The organism is Desulfovibrio desulfuricans DSM 642 (genome assembly GCF_000420465.1).
In the GTDB taxonomy this organism is placed as follows: domain Bacteria; phylum Desulfobacterota; class Desulfovibrionia; order Desulfovibrionales; family Desulfovibrionaceae; genus Desulfovibrio; species Desulfovibrio desulfuricans.
The window spans coordinates 1-20,046 of record NZ_ATUZ01000011.1; the positions used below are offsets into that span (position 1 = coordinate 1).

Sequence of the window (20,046 nt, forward strand, 5' to 3'; positions counted from 1 at the left end):
GGTAGTCATTGATGAATATAGCCGTGAATGCTTGGCACTACATGTGGCCCGCACAATTCGTGCAGAGCAAGTAATGCACGTTTTGGCAGATTTATTTCTGACGCATGGCAGACCTGATAACATTCGCTCGGACAACGGTCCAGAATTCGTAGCGTTAGCTTTAAAAGAATGGTTGGCAAATCTGTCTGTGCAGACGCAGTACATTGAACCGGGCAGCCCTTGGGAAAATGGTTACTGCGAAAGTTTTAACGGCAAGCTTCGGGACAAGCTGCTGGACGGCGAGGTGTTTATGACGTTACAGGAAGCCGAAGTAGTTATCGAAAACTGGCGCCAGCCCTACAACCACCGTAGGCCGCATCGCTCCCTTAACGGTAGACCTCCTGCGCCATTGACAGTTTTTACCCCTCCCCAAAGAGGACAAATGGGACCAATCTCGCCTCCGCCAGAATTATCGGCCATACAGGCGACAGAAACAGAACCACAAAGAATCTACCACTAACATTTAACCTGGTACAAAAAAACGGGGCTGGTCAGCGTCCACAGGTCGGACCTCGCCATCGGACACCGGCAGCATGATAAACATGGTCATCCACCTGGCCTACGGTTGTGTCCAACTCTACATCAGGGGGCGTTCAGCCCCAGAACCCGCGAATACAGATCCGTGTCCTTCATGATCACTCTCCGGGGCTGACCATGCTGGTCACCTACCCACGGAAAACCTGGAAGAACCTTTTTTTAACGCATAATTGGCGGCTCTGCCCCACAGACCTATCAGGGTAATCTATTTCAAAAGATCCTGAACGCTTGCTGTGTGTTCCCATGCCGCACGCCACGGTGCGGGATTGAGCGCTTGCCTCAATTCCTCCAGAAAAAAACGCGTACGCGCCGCCCGCTGGTGGCGGGGCCCAAGCAGGGCAATAACAGGAGCATCGGGAGAAACCCAGTCTGGCATTAGGTGAACAAGGTTCCCCGTGGCAAGGGCATCAGCCACATCCCACTCTGACCGCAAAACAATCCCCATGCCTGAAAGGGCCCACGCCAAAATCACATCGCCGTCATTGCACGTCATTCCCTCAGCAATACGCACAGCCAGATTGCTGTTGCCGGGCCCGCAGAAGCGCCACATGGTAACATCTTCGTCGTTCTCTCGCAGAATAAGACAATTGTGTTTCACCAGATCCCTGGGCGTTTCTGGCGTGCCATGTTGCTGCACATAATCGGGCGAGGCACACAACAAACGCTTGTTGAGTGCGAGCTTTACCAGTTGAAACGGGTGCGTGGGCATTTCACCAATATGAACGATCAAATCCCAATAATCTGACCTCATATGCACTGGGTTGTCAGACAGATTCAGGGTGATTGTAACTTGTGGATGCAGCTTGCTAAAGGCTTCTACCACTGGTGCGAGATACCTGCGCCCAAACCCTGTGGGCCCAGCAATATGCAATTGCCCTGAAACAAAGCTTTTTCTTTCTCGCAACAACTCAGATACGCTATCTATCTCCTGCAAAATCCGCTTTGAAGCATCCACCAGAAGTTCACCTTCATCGGTGAATATGATTTCTCCTGTACCCCTATCCACAAGATGCACACCAGTACGGGCTTCCAACGCCCTCAACCGCTGTGTAACAGCGGGCGGAGTAACATTCAGCAGTCTGGCAGCCGCAGCCAGAGATGAAGATCTGCTGAGAGCCGAAAGAAAAATCATATCATCTGATGTAAACATTAAGATCCACTTAATATGGGATTTACCTTTTGTAAATTGAATTTTTACTTTTTGTGACCTACTAATATAGTACCAGAATAAAAGAGGTTACCATGCACACCTATAATACGACACCTCAGGCAACTAGCCGAGCTAAAACCGTTTTTATTTCCGATCTTGATACCCCTTGCCTGCTTCTCAATGAAGCGCAAATGAACTGCAATATCAGCCGTTTGCATTCGCGGCTTGCCAGCAAGACCGTTACATTTCGCCCCCATCTCAAAACAACCAAGGCCATTGAAATCGCCCGTCGCATGGTAACCGGGGCTCACGGCCCTGCAACTGTGTCTACCCTTAATGAGGCAGAGGCTTTTGCCAGAGCTGGCATCGCAGACATAACCTATGCTGTTGGTATTTCACCGCAAAAAATTTTGCGCGTTCAGGCATTGTTGCGGCAGGGTGTCAACCTGACTGTGCTGCTCGACAATGTGGAGCAGGCCGAGGCTGTTGCCGCCGCCTCGCAGCAGGATGTTCCGATTCCGGCGCTGATAGAACTGGATTGCGATGGACACAGATCAGGTGTGCACTGTGACGACCATGAGCAACTGCTGGCCATTGCCCATACATTGAATGCTTCTGCCAACCTGCGTGGTGTGCTGACCCATGCGGGCGAAAGCTATACCGCCACCAACCGTGATGCACTTGTAGCTGCTGCGGAAAACGAACGGGCAAGCGCAGTAAAAGCCGCCGAAATTTTGCGCCACGCTGGGCACAGCTGCCCCGTGGTGAGCATTGGTTCCACCCCCACGGCACTGTTTGCCGAGAACTACGACGGAGTCACCGAGGTTCGCGCAGGCGTGTTTGCCTTTTTTGATCTTGTTCAGGCAGGGCTGGGTGTGTGCTCGCCACACGACATAGCAGTTTCAGTTCTGGCTACGGTTATCGGACATCAGCGTGAAAAAGGCTGGACTATCATAGACGCTGGATGGACGGCGCTATCTTCTGACAGAGGTACAGAATCGCAACGCGTTGATCACGGTTACGGGCTTGTTTGTGACCTTGAAGGCAACCTTCTCGACGGTCTTTTTGTAACCAATGCCAATCAGGAACACGGCATCATTGCCCGCAGGGCAGATTTTCAGGGAAGCATACCCGACCTGCCCTATGGCACAAAGGTGCGTATTCTTCCCATCCATGCCTGCGCCACGGTTGAACAGCACGATGCCTACAATGTCATCGGCGCAGATAAACAGACAATCACGGCCCAGTGGACGCGCCTGAAGGGTTGGTAGGGGGACGCATGCTATATGTATCTGAAGAAACAGCAAAATCTGTTGTAACAATGGCCGATGCCATAGAAACAATGGAAGGAGTATTTTGCGAAATTGGCCGGGGTGATACCAAGGTCTTTCCTGTGGTCATGGGGCATGGCCCCAAACAGGGTACGTCCTTCAGCATGAAAAGTGGATTGCTGACCAGCCGTGGTGTGCTGGGCCTTAAGGTAGGCAGCTACTGGCCAAAAAACCGCAAGCGGGGCCATAATGCCCATGCATCCACTACTCTGCTGCTTGATCCGGAAACTGGATACGCCAAAGCACTTGTAGGGGCCTCGCACATGACAGCCCTGCGCACTGCCGCAGCCGATGCCGTTGCAGTTCGCCATCTTTCAAGGCCAGACTGTTCTACCCTTGCGATCTTTGGTGCCGGACACCAGGCCTGGTACGAGCTTTTAGCCATTTGTGAAGTCAGAAAAATCAGACAGGTTTTCGTAACAAACAGATCAAAAGAGGCCGCAACCGCATTTGCCAGACGGATTCGCGAAGAGCTCTCGCTTGAGGCAAATGCAGTGGATGCCCCTGACGCGGTACAGCAAGCAGATATCATCGTTACCGTCACTGCTGCCCGCGAGCCCCTGTTTTCCGCAGATATGGTGCGTGCAGGAACCCATGTTTCTGCAATGGGAGCCGACGGTGAGGGCAAACAGGAACTCGATCCGGCTTTGTTTGCAAGGGCCAATCTGTTCGCCGACGTAGTGGAACAGTCAATAACCGTAGGTGAATACGAAAAAGCATTCAAAACAGGTCTTGTAAACAAAGAGCGCATTACACCGCTTGGGGCGGTGCTCAATGGGCGGGCCGGACGAACAAACGGCAAGCAGATTACAGTTTTCGACAGCTCAGGCATGGCCCTTCAAGATATTGCCATCTGTGCACTGGCTCTCGAAAAAGCACATAACAGGGGCATGGCAAAAGAAATTTAGCTGCATTTTGAAATATGGATACAATTTTAGCCATATTGAAAACACACGACGGATAAGGAGGGAGAAATGCTTAAGAATGCTAAATTAAAAACAAAAATAATTGGCATTGTCTGCATGTTGCTGGCGTTTGTCTGTATTGGCTTTGGCGTAGCCTCGTACCGAACATCGGCAAACGCAATCGAAAAAAGGGTTAATGAATCCCTTCCTCAAATTGCAGAGGATGCGGGTAAACTTATCAATGCAAGGCTGGGCATATATTTTGTGGGAATTGATACCGCAGCCAACCGCCTTGTCATACGCAGCATGGATTGGAGCAAACAGCTACCTGCGCTTAAAGAAGAAATGGCACGCCAGGGTTTCATGGAAATGGGCGTTGCCACGCCCGACGGTAAAACTCGCTACACCGACGGCACTACTGCTGAACTTGGCGACAGAGATTACTTTAAAAACGCCCTGGCAGGCAAAGTGGCAATGTCTGATGTGGTCATCAGCCGGGTAACGGGCAAGCCCGTTATCATGATGGCTGCCCCAATAACTGTGGATGGCCGCGCCGTAGGGGTTTTGCTTGCCAGGCTTGACGGACAGCTTCTTTCAGAAATTTCAGACAATGTTAAATTTGGCGACATTGGCTATTCTTACATCATCAATGGCAAGGGTGCCTTGATCGCTCACAGAAAGCGCGAATATGTCACTGATGCCCGCAACTTTTTAGAGGAAGGAAAGACAAACCCGGAATTCAGCGCAGTTTCCAAAATGCTTCAGCGCATGGTCAAGGGAGAAAGGGGTTACGATTCATACACGTTTGTTGGATCTGAAAACTTTTTTGGCTTTGCACCCATCCCCAATACGGGCTGGTCTGTGGCTGTAGGAGCCAAAAAGTCCGAAGTGCTCGAAGATGTATATGAAATGAAGACGACATTTGCCCTGTTGTCGCTTGGTTTTCTTGTTGCGGGCGCGCTTGTGGCCTTTGCCCTGGCCCAGTCTATCGCCGTGCCGGTAAACAAGCTTGTAACTGCCGCCGTCAGCATATCCAACGGCGACCTTTCGGCAACATCCGGCCTTGACCAAAAGGATGAAATTGGCGTGCTTGACGGTGCAATCAAGGCAATGGTTGCAGCGTTGATTGCCAAGATGGGCGAGGCAGATGAACAGGCAAAAATAGCACATCACGAAACCGAAAAGGCCCAGCAGGCGACGCTTGAAGCTCAGGCCGCCAAGGAACAGGCCGAGCGCGCAAAAACTGAAGGCATGCATCAGGCGGCCAGACAGCTCGAAGGTGTTGTGCAAATTGTGTCATCTGCATCAGAAGAACTTTCTGCCCAGGTGGAACAGTCTAGCCGGGGCGCAGACGAACAGTCGGCACGCGTACGCGAAACCGCCACCGCCATGGAAGAAATGAATGCCACAGTGCTTGAAGTGGCGCGCAATGCCCAGCAGGCTGCCGACCTTTCGCAGCAGGCCAAGCAGCAGGCCCTGGAAGGCTCACAAATTGTGAATGAAGCCGTCAAGGGCATTGAATCGGTGCACACCCAGTCCACTGCCATCAAGCAGGATATGGATGCACTTGGTAAACAGGCAGAAAATATTGGGCAAATCATGGGTGTAATTGCCGACATAGCCGATCAGACCAACCTGCTGGCTTTGAACGCAGCCATTGAAGCCGCCCGCGCAGGTGACGCTGGCCGTGGGTTTGCCGTGGTTGCCGACGAAGTACGCAAACTTGCAGAAAAAACCATGACAGCCACGCAGGAAGTAGGACAGGCCATAACCGGCATACAACAAGGTACCAAAAAAAATATTCATAATGTTGAGCAAATTGCCGCATCCATTGAAGTGGCCACGTCGCTTTCTGTGCGCTCTGGCGAATCGCTCAAGCAGATTCTGGAGTTTGTCCACATGGTCAACGACCAGGTGCAGTCCATTGCGACAGCGAGTGAACAGCAATCGGCAGCAAGCGAAGAGATCAACCACTCTGTTGAGCAGGTAGCAAACATTTCAGCCGAAACGGCTCAGGCAATGGAACAGGCTGCCAGCGCGGTAACAGAGCTGGCGCAGCAGTCACAGGCACTTCAGCGGCTTATAACAGAAATGAAAAGCCAGGGGTAGACAGATGTGGCGAAGCCCATGCCTCAGCAATCGACCATCAAGAGGCCATCATGACTAAACAGATCAAGCATGAGAACAAGCCCCCAGTTGCTGAAAACGATCTCTACCGCCTGCTACTCGACGGGGCCACCGATAGCGTGTTGCTGACCGATACCCAGGGGCGGCTGATCGCGTTCAATGACCAGTTGGCAAAACTGACTGGTTTTACGAAGGAAGAACTGATCGGTCGACATATTGGCGCTCTGATCCTGCCCGAGGATCTGGCCTGTGCCCCGATCCCCTTGGAGGCCATGCGCTTGGGGGTATCGCTGTCGGGCGATACCCCTCTGGGGGCTATTGCAGCGTATATGTTTTCAGTTTGCTTCGCAGATATGCGATAAACGATTCTCGTGTATAGCCAACCTTGGAACCAATACGCATCTTTCCACATGGGCCGATATGAAGGGCGTCGTTGTTGCTGAGCGTTTTGGCAGAGATAAGCCCGCCAGTGGCACGTGACGCTTCAGTTCGAGAGACCATAGGTGGCAACTCGCGTTCAAGAGTCTTGAAAAAGTCTTCCGTAATGAAGCCTTGGGCAAAGGCTGATGTGATGGGTAGGAACTTTTGTTGCATGAGTACCTCTTGCGATGTGCTGTGGGCCGATAATGGCAGCGGAAGGAATGCATAGTATTAGTACGGCAGCGCTGAAAATATCGCCCTTTGCCGCTATGTAACGAGTTGGCTCAAGCATCGCGGTCACTGTCTCGGTAAAGCTCCCAATCGCGTTTAAGCATCTCTTCAATCGCACTTTCGTCGTCAGTGATTTTTGAAACTGGGGCAGACGAAGGTACATTGGAGGTGTCGTGCTGACGGTGGTGTTCGTTGCTATACCGGTCGTCGATAAGGTGTTCTGCTGCTGTTTCTGTTTCTTGCGGAGGGGAAGCTACACCGACGTTGTTTTGCAGTACGTTACGCGAGTCCTGACGTTTCAACGAAGAGGACGAAACTCGGCTACCTTTAGGAAGAGATTCTTTGCCTGAACACTTCGCAATGTAGCTGCCCATGCGAACGGCCTCATCCCGCTGGCTTTCGAAGTCAGGGGAATTGCGATCTATGAGCAAGCCAGCCCCCTTGTTGCTTTCGCAATAGTGGACGAGGCCCTGATTGTTCTTACCGTCGTCAGTTTTAAGGTGCCTACTGACTTGGTTGTTTAACTCATGGAAAATGCCGTAGCCATTCTTGATGGCATTGCCATTGCACGAAATTTGAAGGTGATAGTGAGGGTGCTCAGACATACACGTTTGTTCTTGGGTCCAGATAGATTGAATATCGGGAGCATTCTTTCCATGCTTGTGCCGATTATTGATGTTTCTCTTCGTGTTTTCAATGATTCTTGTAATATCTCTGCTAGTCAAATGTGTGTCTGAGTCTTTAAGGCTATGGACGTCAATTCTGAGTGCAAGCACCTTAGAATGTTTAGCTGCCATGCGTTCTGCCATATCAATCAATTGGTCGATTGTTGTCTTGTAGAATCCATCTTTAGTCTTTTCTGATTCAAAAAGGGAATACCCTCTGTACTTTGTATCTTTGATTATCTTGCTGCGCATGTTGATTTATCTCCGTGAGTTTAGTGTATTCATCTGCATTACAGTTGTTGTATTATTTTACGTGTCATTGTCTTGTGTCTATGCTATTGGACAGTATTGGTCTATTACCTATGTTCTTTATTACTACCAATAACCTGGGTCTAATTTTACGCATAGCCGTAACTATCAAAGATGCTTTTGCGTGAAATGTGCTGAATTCACTTGCGTGAAAAATTGCGACAAAGTTGTACTTGCGACAAAGTTGTACTTGTAACCATTCTATGGGGCATAGTTGCCTGGCCTTTGTTGTAGGTGGTATCGTTTTGTGCAGATCACTGAGCGAAATTTTTCGAGCACAAAACGAGGGGCACATCTGAATGGCCACAGATATAGGGCTACCTCTCCAATTTTCCCGCTCACTATCCGCTATGTCTTTTCTGTCAGTCATGATTTTTCAGGCTAATCTGACTAGTTTATCATGCTGATATTTATCGACATATTTAAAAGGCACAGTTTGTAGACACGCATCGTACTCAAAAAAGGCGCGAAAAAGGCATGGACATGGCAAAGCAAATGACATGGACATGGGCAGCATTGGAAACGCAACTGGGCCTGAAGCGACAGAACAGAACGAAAGTGCCTCCCATGGGGAAGGCTCTTTCGTTGTATCTGCCGCTATGACAACAGCGACATCTCAAAACTGCTGCCGTCATGCCATGGTCATGATTTGAAGTAATAGGTGCTTTTGCCTTCTCCATTTTGGGAAACCAGATTGATTTCAAAAAGAGATTTCAGCACGTTGAGAGTTTTCTTTGTCGTGAAGCCAGTGATCTTTTCAAGGTCGCTCCGGCTGTAGGATTGACCTTTCTTCATGGTGTCAAGCAGCTTCTGGGCATCAGGTGGCAACGGTGTCGAATCAACGGGGAAATTTTCTGGCGTACCTTCAGCGATAGGGGAATCAGAGCTCTTTCTGGTAGGTGTGGGCATCTCCCCTTCAACAAATTTCCAGATTCCGCCAACAGGCAGTTTGTACACCATCTCTCGGCGCTCAATCTCCGGCGCAACCTTGCATTTTTCGATGGTCATGCGCACCACCGGGCCATCGCCTTCAAGAGCCTCGGCTAGGTCCTGACTTAGCGGTTGATCATCGCCTTCATCGTCTTTACTTATTTCCTTTGCAAGCTGATCACGGCCTTCAAGGTGAATGACATTCTGGCACAGGCTGGCAAGATCTACAGGCCCCTTGAAGTCTTTGCCTGTTTTACCGGCATGGTGCAGCACAATGACGCCAATACCAAGTTTTTCTATCCTGTGGATAAAATCAAAGAGCGGGGTGGAATTGCCTTTCGAAGCTGTCGGGGCGAGGGAAAGCATATTGTCGATGACAATGTATTCGACCCTAGCTTCCTGCAGCCTGCCTATAAGGCTTTCTTGCATTTTTTTGTCAAGAATGTTGAACCCTCCTTTGGCAGAAATCACAGAGAGATTTTTACTCAGAAGGGGAAGAAATTCTTCGCGTCCCTGCACAAGCTGATTTACCCTAGGCCTAAAGTCAGACCCGACTTCGCCATCCAGGTAGCACAGCTTACAAGGAGCAGAGGCTGTGAAATAGAGGTAGGGTGTTCCCGTTGTCAAAGATATTGCCAGTGCAATACCCATCCAGCTTTTCCCCGCATTTGAAGCCCCCCAGATCAAGGTGGTGTATTGGGGAGAAAACATCTGCCTCACGGCCACAGGGACGTCACCCCCCCGAGGAGTGACATCGGGAAGCTTATCGAACGTGACAATTTCAAAATCAGCCTGACAGGATTGTTCGTTTTCCGTACGTACTTTGGCTACTTCATTGAGCAGTACATTCTTTTTCCATGATGCCAAATCTTCAATCGGAATGGCCTCGCGCCTGATGCGGGCAACCAGTTGTGAAGGCAACTCCAGCGTCTCAAGGTTAGTCGTCTTGGCAAGCAAGGCATCCTGTATTTCCGGCACGTCACCTTTCACTATGGGCCAAGGATAAACACTCACGTCAGCAGCTCCGCTCTCAAGGCAGCGTTTGGCCATTAGGTCAATCCCGTCCCATCCTTGCTGCCCCGGCGTAGATACTAGGGTTACAGGGTGCCCAGCCAAATCATTTAGCAGAAGGCCTTTTTGGGCATCTTCTCCACCGGCAACGGCTGACACGATCACGCCGGTTCGTGTTAAAATACGTGCCTCTCGTGCTGCTTCGCGAAAAAAGATAGCCACTTTGATGTCCATGAAGACGAGTACTGGCACTTTGGGGTTGTTAACAATCATATCGCGTGACAACAGATGCGCAGCAGCGGCCTTCATACCGATTTTAAGAATATCTTTGCCCTGCTGCCCTGCAACGCGGACTGCGAGAGCAAATATGTCGTTCTTGCCATCGGAGTAATGGCACACCGCCTGCGCTATGGAACCATCAAGACCCCGCTGAATGTCCAAATGCAACTGCTTGAAACAGGAACCGTCCACGACGATGCTCTTCGGGGTTGCATTCACAACTTGAGATCCCGTCGAGTTCTGATCCCGCTGCCAGCCAGCTTCAGGAAAAGCACTGAAACAGAATTCCGGCTTCAGACACATCAGTTTTCCCAGAACCAAAGCTGAAATCTTAGGGCCACGGTTCAGCTTTTTCACGACCCACGGCAAAAAATCGTCCAAACAGAAATGAGACTGCCAAGATCTGACATCAGCATCATTGCCGCCAATGGCACGAATAATTCTGTTTTTCGTGTAGCTGTCCAGAGATGTAAACTCGTAGACGACCAGCGATACATAGAAGTCAGCTTGCTGGCTGTCCATCATGCATGCAGGAATGCCGGAGCGATCCAGGTGCTGGATGATCTCAGCCACCTTTTCCGGGTTTATCTCGTAATGACGGCTATGATTCCTTGAACCATTAGAGAGGCAGGTCCGGGGGTACATACCCGGCTCCCATTGCCTGTGACAGTCAACCGAGTCATAATTCATCATTTTTTCCTTTTTCAAATTGTTTCCATTCATAAGCTAGGCTTCTTTACACGGTAGTGCTCTTTCAGTAGTCAAATCGCTTGGGAAGCACCGTCGTCTTAATGATGTTTGCTCATCGCTTGCACCGGCATGGTGCCGGTGCAAGACGATTGTGCTGACTAGCTTTTTTCAAAGCCTCTCTGCTCAATAAGCCGCTAGCTATTCCCAGAGGGGGCAATACGGTGTTCTAAAAGGAAAGTTTCCAGATCCTGAGCCCAGTAGCGCACTGAGCGTCCAATTTTGATATAGGGAAGCCCTATGCGCTTAAACCTGTGCGCACGAAGTGTAGAGAGGCTCAGCCCTGTTCGGGCTGAAACCTCTTGTTCTGTCAGACATTGGTGTGTAGCTTCATTGGCAGGCATAGCCGACCTCCTTGGTTGGTCTTGGAGCTCCGGCAATTCATATACATGGGGAAAATAAGATTTAGAAGAAATTAGGGATTGCTAAAAGCTTAAGTCTACAATTAGGAACTGCTACTATTCGAGAAGGGCAAGCCCGGTTGCAATAACTCTGTTAGGGGGGCTCTGGTGTCCCAGTGCGAGAAAAAAGAAAAGCCTCCCCATACGACCTGCTTAAAGCAGTAGGAAGGCTTATTGGCCAAGGGATAAGCTGCCATGTGTGCTGCAGCCTAATGCATTTGAAAAACTGTAAACGATGATTTTCGACTATTTCACTGTGCCACTAAATTGATACTCAAAGAAACTTATTGGCTGTCTCTTAAGCAGCTTTACCTGAGCGTTGTCCCGTATCCGATTCAGATAAGATTCACGCTCTTCTGTTCCGCTAATTTTCTCAGCGGCTGCCTTGAAGTGTTTTCTCCAATTTGACTCGCATTCACCAAAATATTTACATGCTGCGCAATCTTCTGATGTTGCTTTCTTTGCTGGATCGCATTTTTCAAGCGAATTGCGCTTTCTATATTCCTCAAGAGCTCGATCAATATTGAATCTATTGCTGATATATAAATCGTATATAAGCAGCCCAGAAGACTTGTAAAATGTGTTATACAAAGATTGTCTATGCGTCTTTAAGTTTGATTTTCTGTGTATTTGATTGAGGATGTCGCTGCGCGTGCAATTCTCATAGTCATTGCTAGACTTGAAAAGTGTTGCTTGCTCTGCGAGTATATCAATAATTTCATTAAGCTGAAGATTTTTATCAATACCGAAGTAAACATAAGTATTATTGCTGGGAGATACGATTATGCAACGCATATCGTTTTTATTTAGCACCTTGAATGCTAAAGGGAGATCCTCACTGAGTTTTGTCCGCGCACAAATTTCAGCCATGTCGTATGGAAAAGGCAAGAATGCAGCGTTTGTCTTGAAACGCTTTGAAACTCTAAGAAGATATTCAATGTATGGTTGAATGGATAGCCAATCGATGTACTGCTCACTACCTTTCAATGAATAAGTACGTTGAAGAAGCAATGTGTCACTCTCACGACAGTGAATTGCATTTGATAGTAAGTCTAGCTGCATGCCTTCAGGAATGCTACTCGCATAAAATTTGATTGAATCATTCCCTACAATTTTGATAATACATTCAATGCTCTCGTTATTATCATTTGACATCTCAAATCTGCGTTTCGCATATTCACAAAAGAAAAATGACTCTTCTAAGTTCGTTTGGTCAAGGACTGGACTCCGCATCACTTTTTCTCCGTGTTAATATCAAAGATTTCATCTGCGACACTGGCCGCCCGCTGCATCGCCTCATCAGCTAGATGTGCGTAACGCTGCGTCATTTGCGGGCTGGAGTGCGTCAGTAGTTTCTGCAACATGTATAAATCGACTTTCCCGCTGGAGGCAAGAAACGAAGCATATGCATGGCGCAATCCATGCAAGGGGCGGAAATCATCGGGAAGCCCTGCCTTCTTCTTGACCCGTAGTGCGACACGGCGGAAGTCCTGTCTCTGCCCGCCATCCTTTCCGGGAAAGACATAATTACTGCCGTGCGGTAAGGGCACTAGAATGGATCGAGCAGCCTGTGACATTGGGATGATCTCAGTCTTTCCTTTTTTGGCAGCATCCCCGCGCAGAGTGATAAATCCTCTCTCAAAGTCAATGTCGTCCCAGCGCAAAGACATGAGCGCACTCTTGCGCATGCCCGTGGTAAGGGCCAACCGAATAAAGCTCGCTGCAACTTGATCTGCCTCTTCATCAAGCGCCTGCTTGAGCTTCGTTACTTGATCCAACGTCAAGGCTTCCGTCTTAACATTATCTACTTCAGGCATTTCAAAATAAAGGGTAGGCTGCTGGGCACATAGCCCCCGCTTGACTGCAAAGTTGATAAGTCTACGAATAAAAGCCAAAACATGCTTTATCGTCTGTGGGGATAGGGGCTTTGCTTCGCCGCCTTTTTTGCGCGGCTTGGTTAGCACCGACAGTTGATTGCGAAGATCATCAATGTCCTTGGTGGTCAGTTCCTCGGTGGTCTTTTCGTGCAGGTGAGGAAAATATTTGAATAGGCACGCGTCGGTTTTCAGGATGGCTTTACCAGCATTTATTGCAGCATAATGCTCCCAAAGCTTGGCAAGAGTAGCTCGGGACTGTAAAAGATTTTTTTTCTCTTCTAGGCAACGGCGTTTCTCAGTATTGGGCAATTCTTTACCACGCATCCTGTCTATGCGTACTTGATTGGCTTTGGCCTCAGTCATTCCAGCAGAGGCCTTCCCCACGGGTTCTTCAATCTGCTTCGCCTCTCTGCCGCCAATCCGATAGCGGATGTAATATGTTCTCTCTTTGCCGCTATCGTCATCGCGAAAGTAAACACCTGGATATTTTTTAGATTTTGTGCGTTTTTGTGTTGCCATATAGGATCACCTCAAGTACAGCAAAAAGCAGAGAGCCTCATTTCTTCCCCACACCATTCCCCACACAGGTCATAAAAATAGTGAGCAATAGGTGTAAAGTCAAACAACCTTTAACATGGATATCTAGCTGTTTTTAAAAGAATATATAAAAAGATGAAAATCCATATATAATATGGCACTTAGTCTTTTAAGCAGAGAGTCGCAGGTTCGATCCCCGCACGACCCACCATATATTTCAAGGGCTTACAGCTAACAGCTGTAAGCCCTTTTTCTTACGGATTTAGCCCGTTGAGCGCACTTGTGCGCGAAACTGAGGGGTGGTTCTTATAAAAATGTGTTTGAAGTTTCTAAGCCGGCTGTGAAATCTGATCCGTTGAATTTATGGAAGTCGCTGCTTCTGTATTCTTATTGTGAGCCTCATCCAAATAACATATCCATGCATAAATAAGCTTATATCCAATTGAAATGCATTTATTTCGGTCTTCTCCGGTGATAGTGATATGTCTACCATGTCTACGCGGAGTATAATATTTTGTTCTAATCCAGTTGATCTCATCCGCATTGCCACCGAGATAATTATTCATTGCTTTCCAGCCATCTTTTTCTTTTGACTCATCAATGTTAAGCTGCTGCATAAATGAATTTCTGATGTTTTCTAAACATCTGTAAGTAAAAAATCCAGTGTCTATTGGGTTTGTCATTGCAAGTTTTAAATTTCGCAGGCAGTCATGGACAAAAAACCCCACGGGTCCGTTTATGCAAGCAACTATCACGCTTAAGTTATTCTCAAATTTTTCTGCAAAGAGATTTTGTTCATCAATCTTGTATATCGGTATTAATGGGATAACTGATTTTTCTTCGGGGAGTGTATAAGACAGGAATTCTATACTAAGCATCACCCCGTACAGAATACATATGGAATTTAAATAATTGTCTGTAAAATTAAGAAGAGTATTCCTGAAAGTCAAAATGTCATGAATTTTTTTTTCACATGTGCAAATCGCAGTAGCGGTTTGCCCATGTATATAAAGAATAATGTCTACTTTTTGATCCTCAACGGTGGAACTTCCTTGGATTTGCGTATCTTCAGGGAGAAGTAAAAAGGTTGGATATATGTGTCCATAAAATACGTAGTTCATTACTCCTCCCTAATTTTTAACTATATATATTTTACAATTTACCCATTTCGCCTCAGAGTATTTGGGCTCGACCATAACTCTTCTGCCGCAGAGGGATAAGCCGAATGTCGCCTAGAAATTGTTCTATTGTGTTGTCGATTCTATGTCGCCATAAAAACGGCCCGTTGACTCTAAGAGCCAACGGGCCGTTGTGCTAGCAACAAGCTTAATCCTTTTCGTCTTCTGCGCTGCGCGGTTTTCTGCCCCATTTGTCGGGGTGTGTAAGGCGCTTGCCGCCGCCACCGTTACCGCCGCCATCACGCGGATTGCGGGCAGGGTATCCGGGCCGGGGGCCACGCGGTGCGCGGGGGCCGGGGCCGAAGCTCTTGCGCTGGAACGAGCCGCCGCCAGCGTCCAGCTTGGCGGTCACGCGCGTACCGGCAATAAACACGCCCCGGTTGAGAACGGCCAGCACGTCATCGGCAAACTCGCTCTGCACTTCAACAAGGCTGAAATGCTTCTGAATGCTGATGGCGCCGATGCTGCGGCCAGCAATGCCGCATTCACCGGTGATGGCACCCACCATTTCGCCGGGCGAAACCTTGTGGGCATGGCCCACGCTGATGTGCAGGCGGGTCATGGGCGCATCGTTACGGCGCGGGCGGGCACCATCGCGGTCGCCCTGACGGAACCCGTCACGGCCATCGCGACCATCACGGCCATCGCGGCCAAAGCGGCGGGGCGCTTCGGACAGCGGGTCTTCTTCGGGCACGTTTGTGGCATCGCCAAAATCGCGCTGCATCAGCAGCTTGAGCAGGGCTGCGGCCACATCGCGGCTGGTGATGACATCATCGGCAAACTGTTCGGACAAAAAGTCTTCCACCATCTGCATGCAGCTTTCCAGCGCCCCGGCAGTCAGCGTGGCGCGCACTTCGTCCAGCAGCCGCGAGGTGCGGATGTTGGCAACGTCGCGCAATGAGGGCAGGCGTTCCTGCTGGATGCGGGCCTTGGTATGGCGGATAATATCGCGCAGCTTGTGCTGCTCGCGCAGGGTCACAAAGGTGAAGGCCTTGCCCACGCGGCCAGCGCGCCCGGTGCGGCCAATGCGGTGCACGTAGCGCTCTGCGTCATGGGGAATATCGTAGTTGACCACGGCATCCACATCGTCCACGTCAATGCCGCGCGCGGCAACGTCTGTGGCGATCAGAATGTCCAGCCCTTCACCGCGAAAACGCTGCATGACCCTGTCGCGCTGCGACTGGGCAAGGTCGCCGTGCAGACCATCGCTCTGATAGCCACGCTGTTGCAGGTGGGCCGTCACTTCGTCCACGCTGCGCTTGGTGGAGCAGAATACCAGGGCCTTGCGGAATCCCTGAGCGTCCAGCACCCGGCACAGCGCGTCCATCTTCTGATGGGGGCGCACTTCGTAATAGACCTGCTCAATGGCGGGCACGGTCAGGGTCTTCTGGGCAATGGCCAGCATTTCCGGCTCACGCAGAAAGCGCTTGCTCAACTGCAAAATAGCTGGGGGCATAGTGGCCGAAAAAAGCACGCGCTGGCATTCAGCGGGCACACGCTCCAGGATGGCTTCTATATCTTCGCGAAAGCCCATATCGAGCATTTCGTCGGCTTCATCAAGCACAACAGTAGTTGCGCCGCCCAGGCGGAGGGTGCCGCGCTGGAGGTGATCCATAACGCGACCAGGGGTGCCTACCACCACCTGCACGCCGCGTTCAAGAGCGCGGAGCTGGCGTTCAATGGCCTGACCGCCGTATATGGGCAAAATGGCAACGCCGCGCTTGCGGGCGGCCAGTTTGCTGAACTCTTCGGCAACCTGAATGGCAAGCTCGCGCGTGGGGCAAAGCACCAGCGACTGCACCGCCTTTGTGGTGGTGAGCTTTTCCAGAATGGGCATGCCAAAGGCGGCTGTTTTGCCGGTGCCGGTCTGGGCCTGACCTACCGCGTCGCGGCCAGTCAGCAGAAAGGGTACAGCAAGCACCTGAATAGGAGAGGGTTCTTCAAAACCCATATCCTTGACGGCCTGCAACAATTCCGGGGACAAATGAAAATCTTCGAACGATGGGGACATGCTGTTCCTGTACATAAAAAATTACTTGGTAGCGTACCATAGCCTCATACACGCCAATGCACAATGCCCCATCAGCCCCAGATTGCGGCAGACGGCGGCCTGACTGAAAAAAACCGCCCAGAAGCCGCCCAGCGCAAGGGATGACGATTCTGGCGCAGATGTAAAAAAATTCTGCTGCGCGGCACAAAACCTTTACAGGCAGTTGACCTTGCGGCGCTCCTCTGTAGGATGGCCTACGCCGGAATAGTCCTACCACGTCAGCCATCAGGAGAAACCATGTCCTGTATACAGACACGCGGTCTTGCCTACGGCCAGATATCCTACAGGGATCTGGACATTGAAGAGGGCAAGGCCACATTTATCAGCGGCCCCAGCGGCTGTGGCAAAAGTACGCTGCTGCGGCTGTTCAACAAAACTCTGGCCCCTACGGCAGGCACGGTGCTGTATCAGGGACAGGACATGGCCCAGACGGACAGCATCGCCCTGCGGCGCGAGGTCCTGCTGGCAGGGCAATCCGTGTTTCTTTTTGAAGGCACTGTGGGCGAGAATTTTGACGCCTTTTGCGAAGCCAGAGAATCTGCCATCCTTGCAACGGAAAACAAGCTGAAATTTCTGCGCCTGTGCTGCGCCAATTTTCCGCTGGATGCGCCCTGCGTGCATCTTTCCGGCGGTGAACGCCAGCGCGTGTTTCTGGCCATCTGCCTTTCATTCCTGCCCAAGGTGCTGATGCTGGATGAACCCACCTCAGCCCTGGATCAGGAAACGGCAGAGCGCTTTATGGCGCAGGTGCTGGCCTTTTGCCGCGAGCGCGCCATGACCGTGGTAGCCGTGAGCCATGATCCCGCCCTGACCGGGCGGCATGCGGAAAACATCATCAGCCTGCGGGCAGAGGCGGAATAACCATGAACGGCGTTGCCCAGATTCAGTTAGGCTCGTTTTTGCTCGTCTATGTGCTCTTGCTGGTAGTGCTGGCGGTTATGAAAAAATGCCGTATCAGCCAGACCAAACTGCTGGTGCTGGCAAGCGCGCGCATGACCTTGCAGCTCATTGCCGCAGGCTACGCGCTGACTTTTCTTTTCGAGCATCCTCACCCGCTGCTCACCATGGGCTATCTGTTCATACTGGTGTTTTTTACCATTTATCTGGTGCTTTCGCGCAACAAAAGACTCAACCCGCGCTTTCGGGTAATAGTGTCTGTTTCCATTGCCAGTTGCGGGCTGGGCATCATCATATTTTTCGTGACCTGTATTGTGGGGCAGAGCGTGTTTGATCCGCAATACCTCATCCCCATCAGCGGCATGCTCATGGGCAATGCGCTCACGGGCGTTTCGCTGGGCCTCAAGTCGTTCTGGAACGGCCTTGAGGGGCAGCGGGCGCGTGTGGAGGCGCTGCTGAACATCGGCGCCACGCCGGAAAAGGTTCTCTTTCCCTTTGTGTGCCAGGCGCTGGAAACCGCCCTCGTGCCTACGCTCAACTCCATGCTGGGCATGGGTATAGTGGTGCTGCCCGGCATGATGACAGGCCAGATACTTTCCGGCACCGCTCCCACCACTGCCATCCTGTACCAGATAACCATCATGGTGGCTATTTGCGCCTGCGTGTGCCTGTGCTGTTTCTGCTCGCTCTATTTTGGCTACAGAACGCTCTGGAACGCGCAAAAACAGGTGGTTTTCTAGGCGCAGGTTGCCAGTGGAGAAGCTTCAGGTTCAGCGCGTCAACACGTTGTTCACCCTCACTCCCCGTTGATACACATATTGTCGTGCTCAGGAATGTTAAAAATCCTGAGCAATTGCCCAAGTCATTTCTTGGAGTGTATCCAGAAGGGTTAGCTACTGGTCAGCCTTGTTCTGAAATTTTTTCACATTTTGTTGGGCGTCTGATAACTGGGCGTTCAGCGCACTTACATCATTCCCTTGGGCTTTTTCTTCCGCAATCTTTGCTGTAAGCTGTTTTTGTTTATCTTTCGCGTCCTGTAGCTGCTGCGATATTTTCATATTGCTTACAGTAAGCCCTGAATCGCTATTGGTAGACGGCTCATTTTCATCGCTTTTATCAACACTTTTTGACAGCTTTTTCCCTTCTTCTGAGATTGTGACAGTGTCTCCCTGCTGTAGTTCAGAAGAATCGTTCTTTTTTGACACATTCGTTCCATTTGTTGTTGCTGACATGTTAGAAGGCTGCACGGAATTATTGCTAGCGCTTGTGATAGAATCCATAACTAATTCCTATGGTTGTGGTTAAAATATTCGTTCCGCACTTGAGTTGTTGACGGCCTGAAACATTTGTAGCTGCTATCATATTATCGTTAGAGTGCCGACACGGTTCATCCTCCCAGCCTTGAAGCTGGAGGCTTTCTGCTAGCGGAGCACACTCCGCAGGGCTGATTCAAGATCCGGCTGGTGAAAGGCATAGCCAGCAGCCTGCAAGCGCGCCGGAACAGGGTTCTGCCCTGCGAGCAGCAGTTCATCTGCCATCTGGCCCAGCATCAGGCGCAGTATCGGTGCGGGCACGGGCAGCCACGAGGGCCTGCCGCAGGCCTTGCCAAGGGCGCGGGTAAATTCGCTCATGCTGGGGGTGCGCGGCGCGCAGATGTTGAACGTGCCCGCAAGGTCGGGTCTTTGCAGCAGCAGGGCGGCGGCTCCGGTCACGTCTTCAAGGTGCGTCCAGCAGAAGGGCTGTTTGCCTGAACCCAGAGGCCCGCCCACAAACATGCGGAAGGGCGGCAGCATGCGTTCCAGAAATCCGCCGGGGGTTCCATCCGCCTTTTTGCCCAGCACCGGGGCAAAGCGCAACACGCAACGGCGGATGCCCAATGCTTCAACGGGCACGGTGCTCTGCTCCCACTGGCGGCAGGTTTCGGCCAGAAATCCCGTGCCGGAAGGCGCACCTTCATCGCAGGGCGGCGCGCTGTTTTGCCACAGTCCGTAATATCCGCTGGCCGAAGCCTGCAAGAGGGTTGCAGGCGCTTGCTGGGATTGTTCCTTGCGCAGGCGCAGGGCAACGCACAAGGCTTGCCCGGTTTCTACCCGGCTGTTCACAATGGCCTGCTTGCGCTCCGGCGTCCAGCGGCCTCCGCCGATATTCTCGCCTTGCAGATTGATGATGGCATCGATGCCGTCCAGCAATCCGGCCAGGGCAGCTCCATCCCAGCCGTTCCAGACCACGCGCCGCGGGCCGTTGCCGTCCTTGCCCGCCCTGCGTGAAACCACGCTTACGGTGAGGCCCTGGCGCATGAGCGCCGTTGCCATGTATCGCCCCACAAAGCCTGTGCCGCCCAGAATGAGAACATGCATGGTGAACCCCCTCTGTTGTGCGAAGCCGTGCGTTTGATGCAGTCTATACCTTTTGTCATGTAACAGGC

Annotated in this window: 16 protein-coding genes; 7 read left to right on the forward strand and 9 right to left on the reverse strand. The window is 50.9% G+C overall.

Features of this window, described 5'->3' with window-relative positions; translation table 11 throughout:
• The coding region (locus G449_RS15535) for an IS3 family transposase (RefSeq protein ID WP_022657540.1) at nucleotides 1–499 on the forward strand (499 nt) is incomplete at its 5' end.
• A 282-nt stretch (nucleotides 500–781) separates the two neighbouring features.
• Here G449_RS15535 and G449_RS0101535 read toward each other — a convergent pair.
• Entirely contained in the window at nucleotides 782–1,708 is a 927-nt protein-coding gene (locus G449_RS0101535) for a LysR substrate-binding domain-containing protein (protein WP_245559803.1), read from the reverse strand.
• Between the two features lie 110 nt (nucleotides 1,709–1,818).
• Here G449_RS0101535 and G449_RS0101540 point away from each other — a divergent pair, with 110 nt between their 5' ends.
• From G449_RS0101540 to G449_RS0101555, 4 genes are all read left to right on the forward strand, one after another.
• Nucleotides 1,819–2,997, forward strand: coding sequence for an alanine racemase (locus G449_RS0101540; protein WP_027180607.1), 1,179 nt, complete (start codon nucleotides 1,819–1,821; stop codon nucleotides 2,995–2,997).
• A gap of 8 nt (nucleotides 2,998–3,005) precedes the next feature.
• Complete coding sequence (locus G449_RS0101545) at nucleotides 3,006–3,965, forward strand: ornithine cyclodeaminase family protein (protein WP_022657543.1); 960 nt, start codon at nucleotides 3,006–3,008, stop codon at nucleotides 3,963–3,965.
• A 342-nt stretch (nucleotides 3,966–4,307) separates the two neighbouring features.
• Nucleotides 4,308–6,071 (forward strand): methyl-accepting chemotaxis protein, encoded by a 1,764-nt coding sequence (locus G449_RS0101550; RefSeq protein WP_425387149.1) that lies wholly within the window; start codon nucleotides 4,308–4,310, stop codon nucleotides 6,069–6,071.
• A 50-nt stretch (nucleotides 6,072–6,121) separates the two neighbouring features.
• The gene (locus tag G449_RS0101555) at nucleotides 6,122–6,451 is read left to right on the forward strand and encodes a PAS domain-containing protein (protein ID WP_022657545.1); all 330 of its coding nucleotides are present in this window, start codon (nucleotides 6,122–6,124) and stop codon (nucleotides 6,449–6,451) included.
• Nucleotides 6,452–6,793: 342 nt separating this feature from the next.
• On the opposite strand, the gene G449_RS0101560 is transcribed toward G449_RS0101555, so the two are convergent.
• The 6 genes from G449_RS0101560 to G449_RS15540 all read right to left on the reverse strand — a co-directional run bounded on the left by G449_RS0101560 (nucleotide 6,794) and on the right by G449_RS15540 (nucleotide 16,685).
• Entirely contained in the window at nucleotides 6,794–7,657 is an 864-nt protein-coding gene (locus G449_RS0101560; RefSeq protein WP_022657546.1) for a YagK/YfjJ domain-containing protein, read from the reverse strand.
• Between the two features lie 699 nt (nucleotides 7,658–8,356).
• The gene (locus G449_RS0101570) at nucleotides 8,357–10,642 is read right to left on the reverse strand and encodes an AAA family ATPase (RefSeq protein WP_159060408.1); all 2,286 of its coding nucleotides are present in this window, start codon (nucleotides 10,640–10,642) and stop codon (nucleotides 8,357–8,359) included.
• 686 nt (nucleotides 10,643–11,328) lie between these two features.
• Complete coding sequence (locus tag G449_RS0101575; protein WP_159060409.1) at nucleotides 11,329–12,318, reverse strand: hypothetical protein; 990 nt, start codon at nucleotides 12,316–12,318, stop codon at nucleotides 11,329–11,331.
• On the reverse strand, nucleotides 12,315–13,478 hold the full coding sequence (locus G449_RS0101580; protein ID WP_022657550.1) for a tyrosine-type recombinase/integrase: 1,164 nt from the start codon (nucleotides 13,476–13,478) through the stop codon (nucleotides 12,315–12,317). Before G449_RS0101580 ends, G449_RS0101575 begins: the two co-directional genes overlap by 4 nt.
• Nucleotides 13,479–13,825: 347 nt before the next feature.
• Nucleotides 13,826–14,617, reverse strand: coding sequence for a DUF8168 domain-containing protein (locus G449_RS0101585; RefSeq protein ID WP_022657551.1), 792 nt, complete (start codon nucleotides 14,615–14,617; stop codon nucleotides 13,826–13,828).
• Nucleotides 14,618–14,822: 205 nt separating this feature from the next.
• Nucleotides 14,823–16,685 (reverse strand): DEAD/DEAH box helicase, encoded by a 1,863-nt coding sequence (locus G449_RS15540; RefSeq protein WP_022657552.1) that lies wholly within the window; start codon nucleotides 16,683–16,685, stop codon nucleotides 14,823–14,825.
• A 276-nt stretch (nucleotides 16,686–16,961) separates the two neighbouring features.
• On the opposite strand from G449_RS15540, the gene G449_RS0101600 reads away from it, so the two are divergent.
• Both G449_RS0101600 and G449_RS0101605 read left to right on the forward strand, forming a co-directional pair.
• Nucleotides 16,962–17,585, forward strand: a complete 624-nt coding sequence (locus tag G449_RS0101600) for an ABC transporter ATP-binding protein (protein WP_022657553.1) — start codon at nucleotides 16,962–16,964, stop codon at nucleotides 17,583–17,585.
• A 2-nt stretch (nucleotides 17,586–17,587) separates the two neighbouring features.
• Nucleotides 17,588–18,361: an ABC transporter permease gene (locus tag G449_RS0101605; RefSeq protein ID WP_022657554.1), complete on the forward strand. Its 774-nt coding sequence runs from the start codon at nucleotides 17,588–17,590 to the stop codon at nucleotides 18,359–18,361.
• 153 nt (nucleotides 18,362–18,514) lie between these two features.
• Here the strand turns inward: G449_RS0101605 and G449_RS0101610 are convergent, their stop codons facing one another.
• Together G449_RS0101610 and G449_RS0101615 are read right to left on the reverse strand one after the other, a co-directional pair.
• The gene (locus G449_RS0101610) at nucleotides 18,515–18,901 is read right to left on the reverse strand and encodes a hypothetical protein (protein WP_159060410.1); all 387 of its coding nucleotides are present in this window, start codon (nucleotides 18,899–18,901) and stop codon (nucleotides 18,515–18,517) included.
• Between the two features lie 141 nt (nucleotides 18,902–19,042).
• Nucleotides 19,043–19,978 carry a TIGR01777 family oxidoreductase gene (locus tag G449_RS0101615; RefSeq protein WP_022657556.1) on the reverse strand — a complete coding sequence of 312 codons (936 nt, stop codon included), beginning with the start codon at nucleotides 19,976–19,978 and terminating at the stop codon, nucleotides 19,043–19,045.
• Nucleotides 19,979–20,046: the final 68 nt, after the last annotated feature.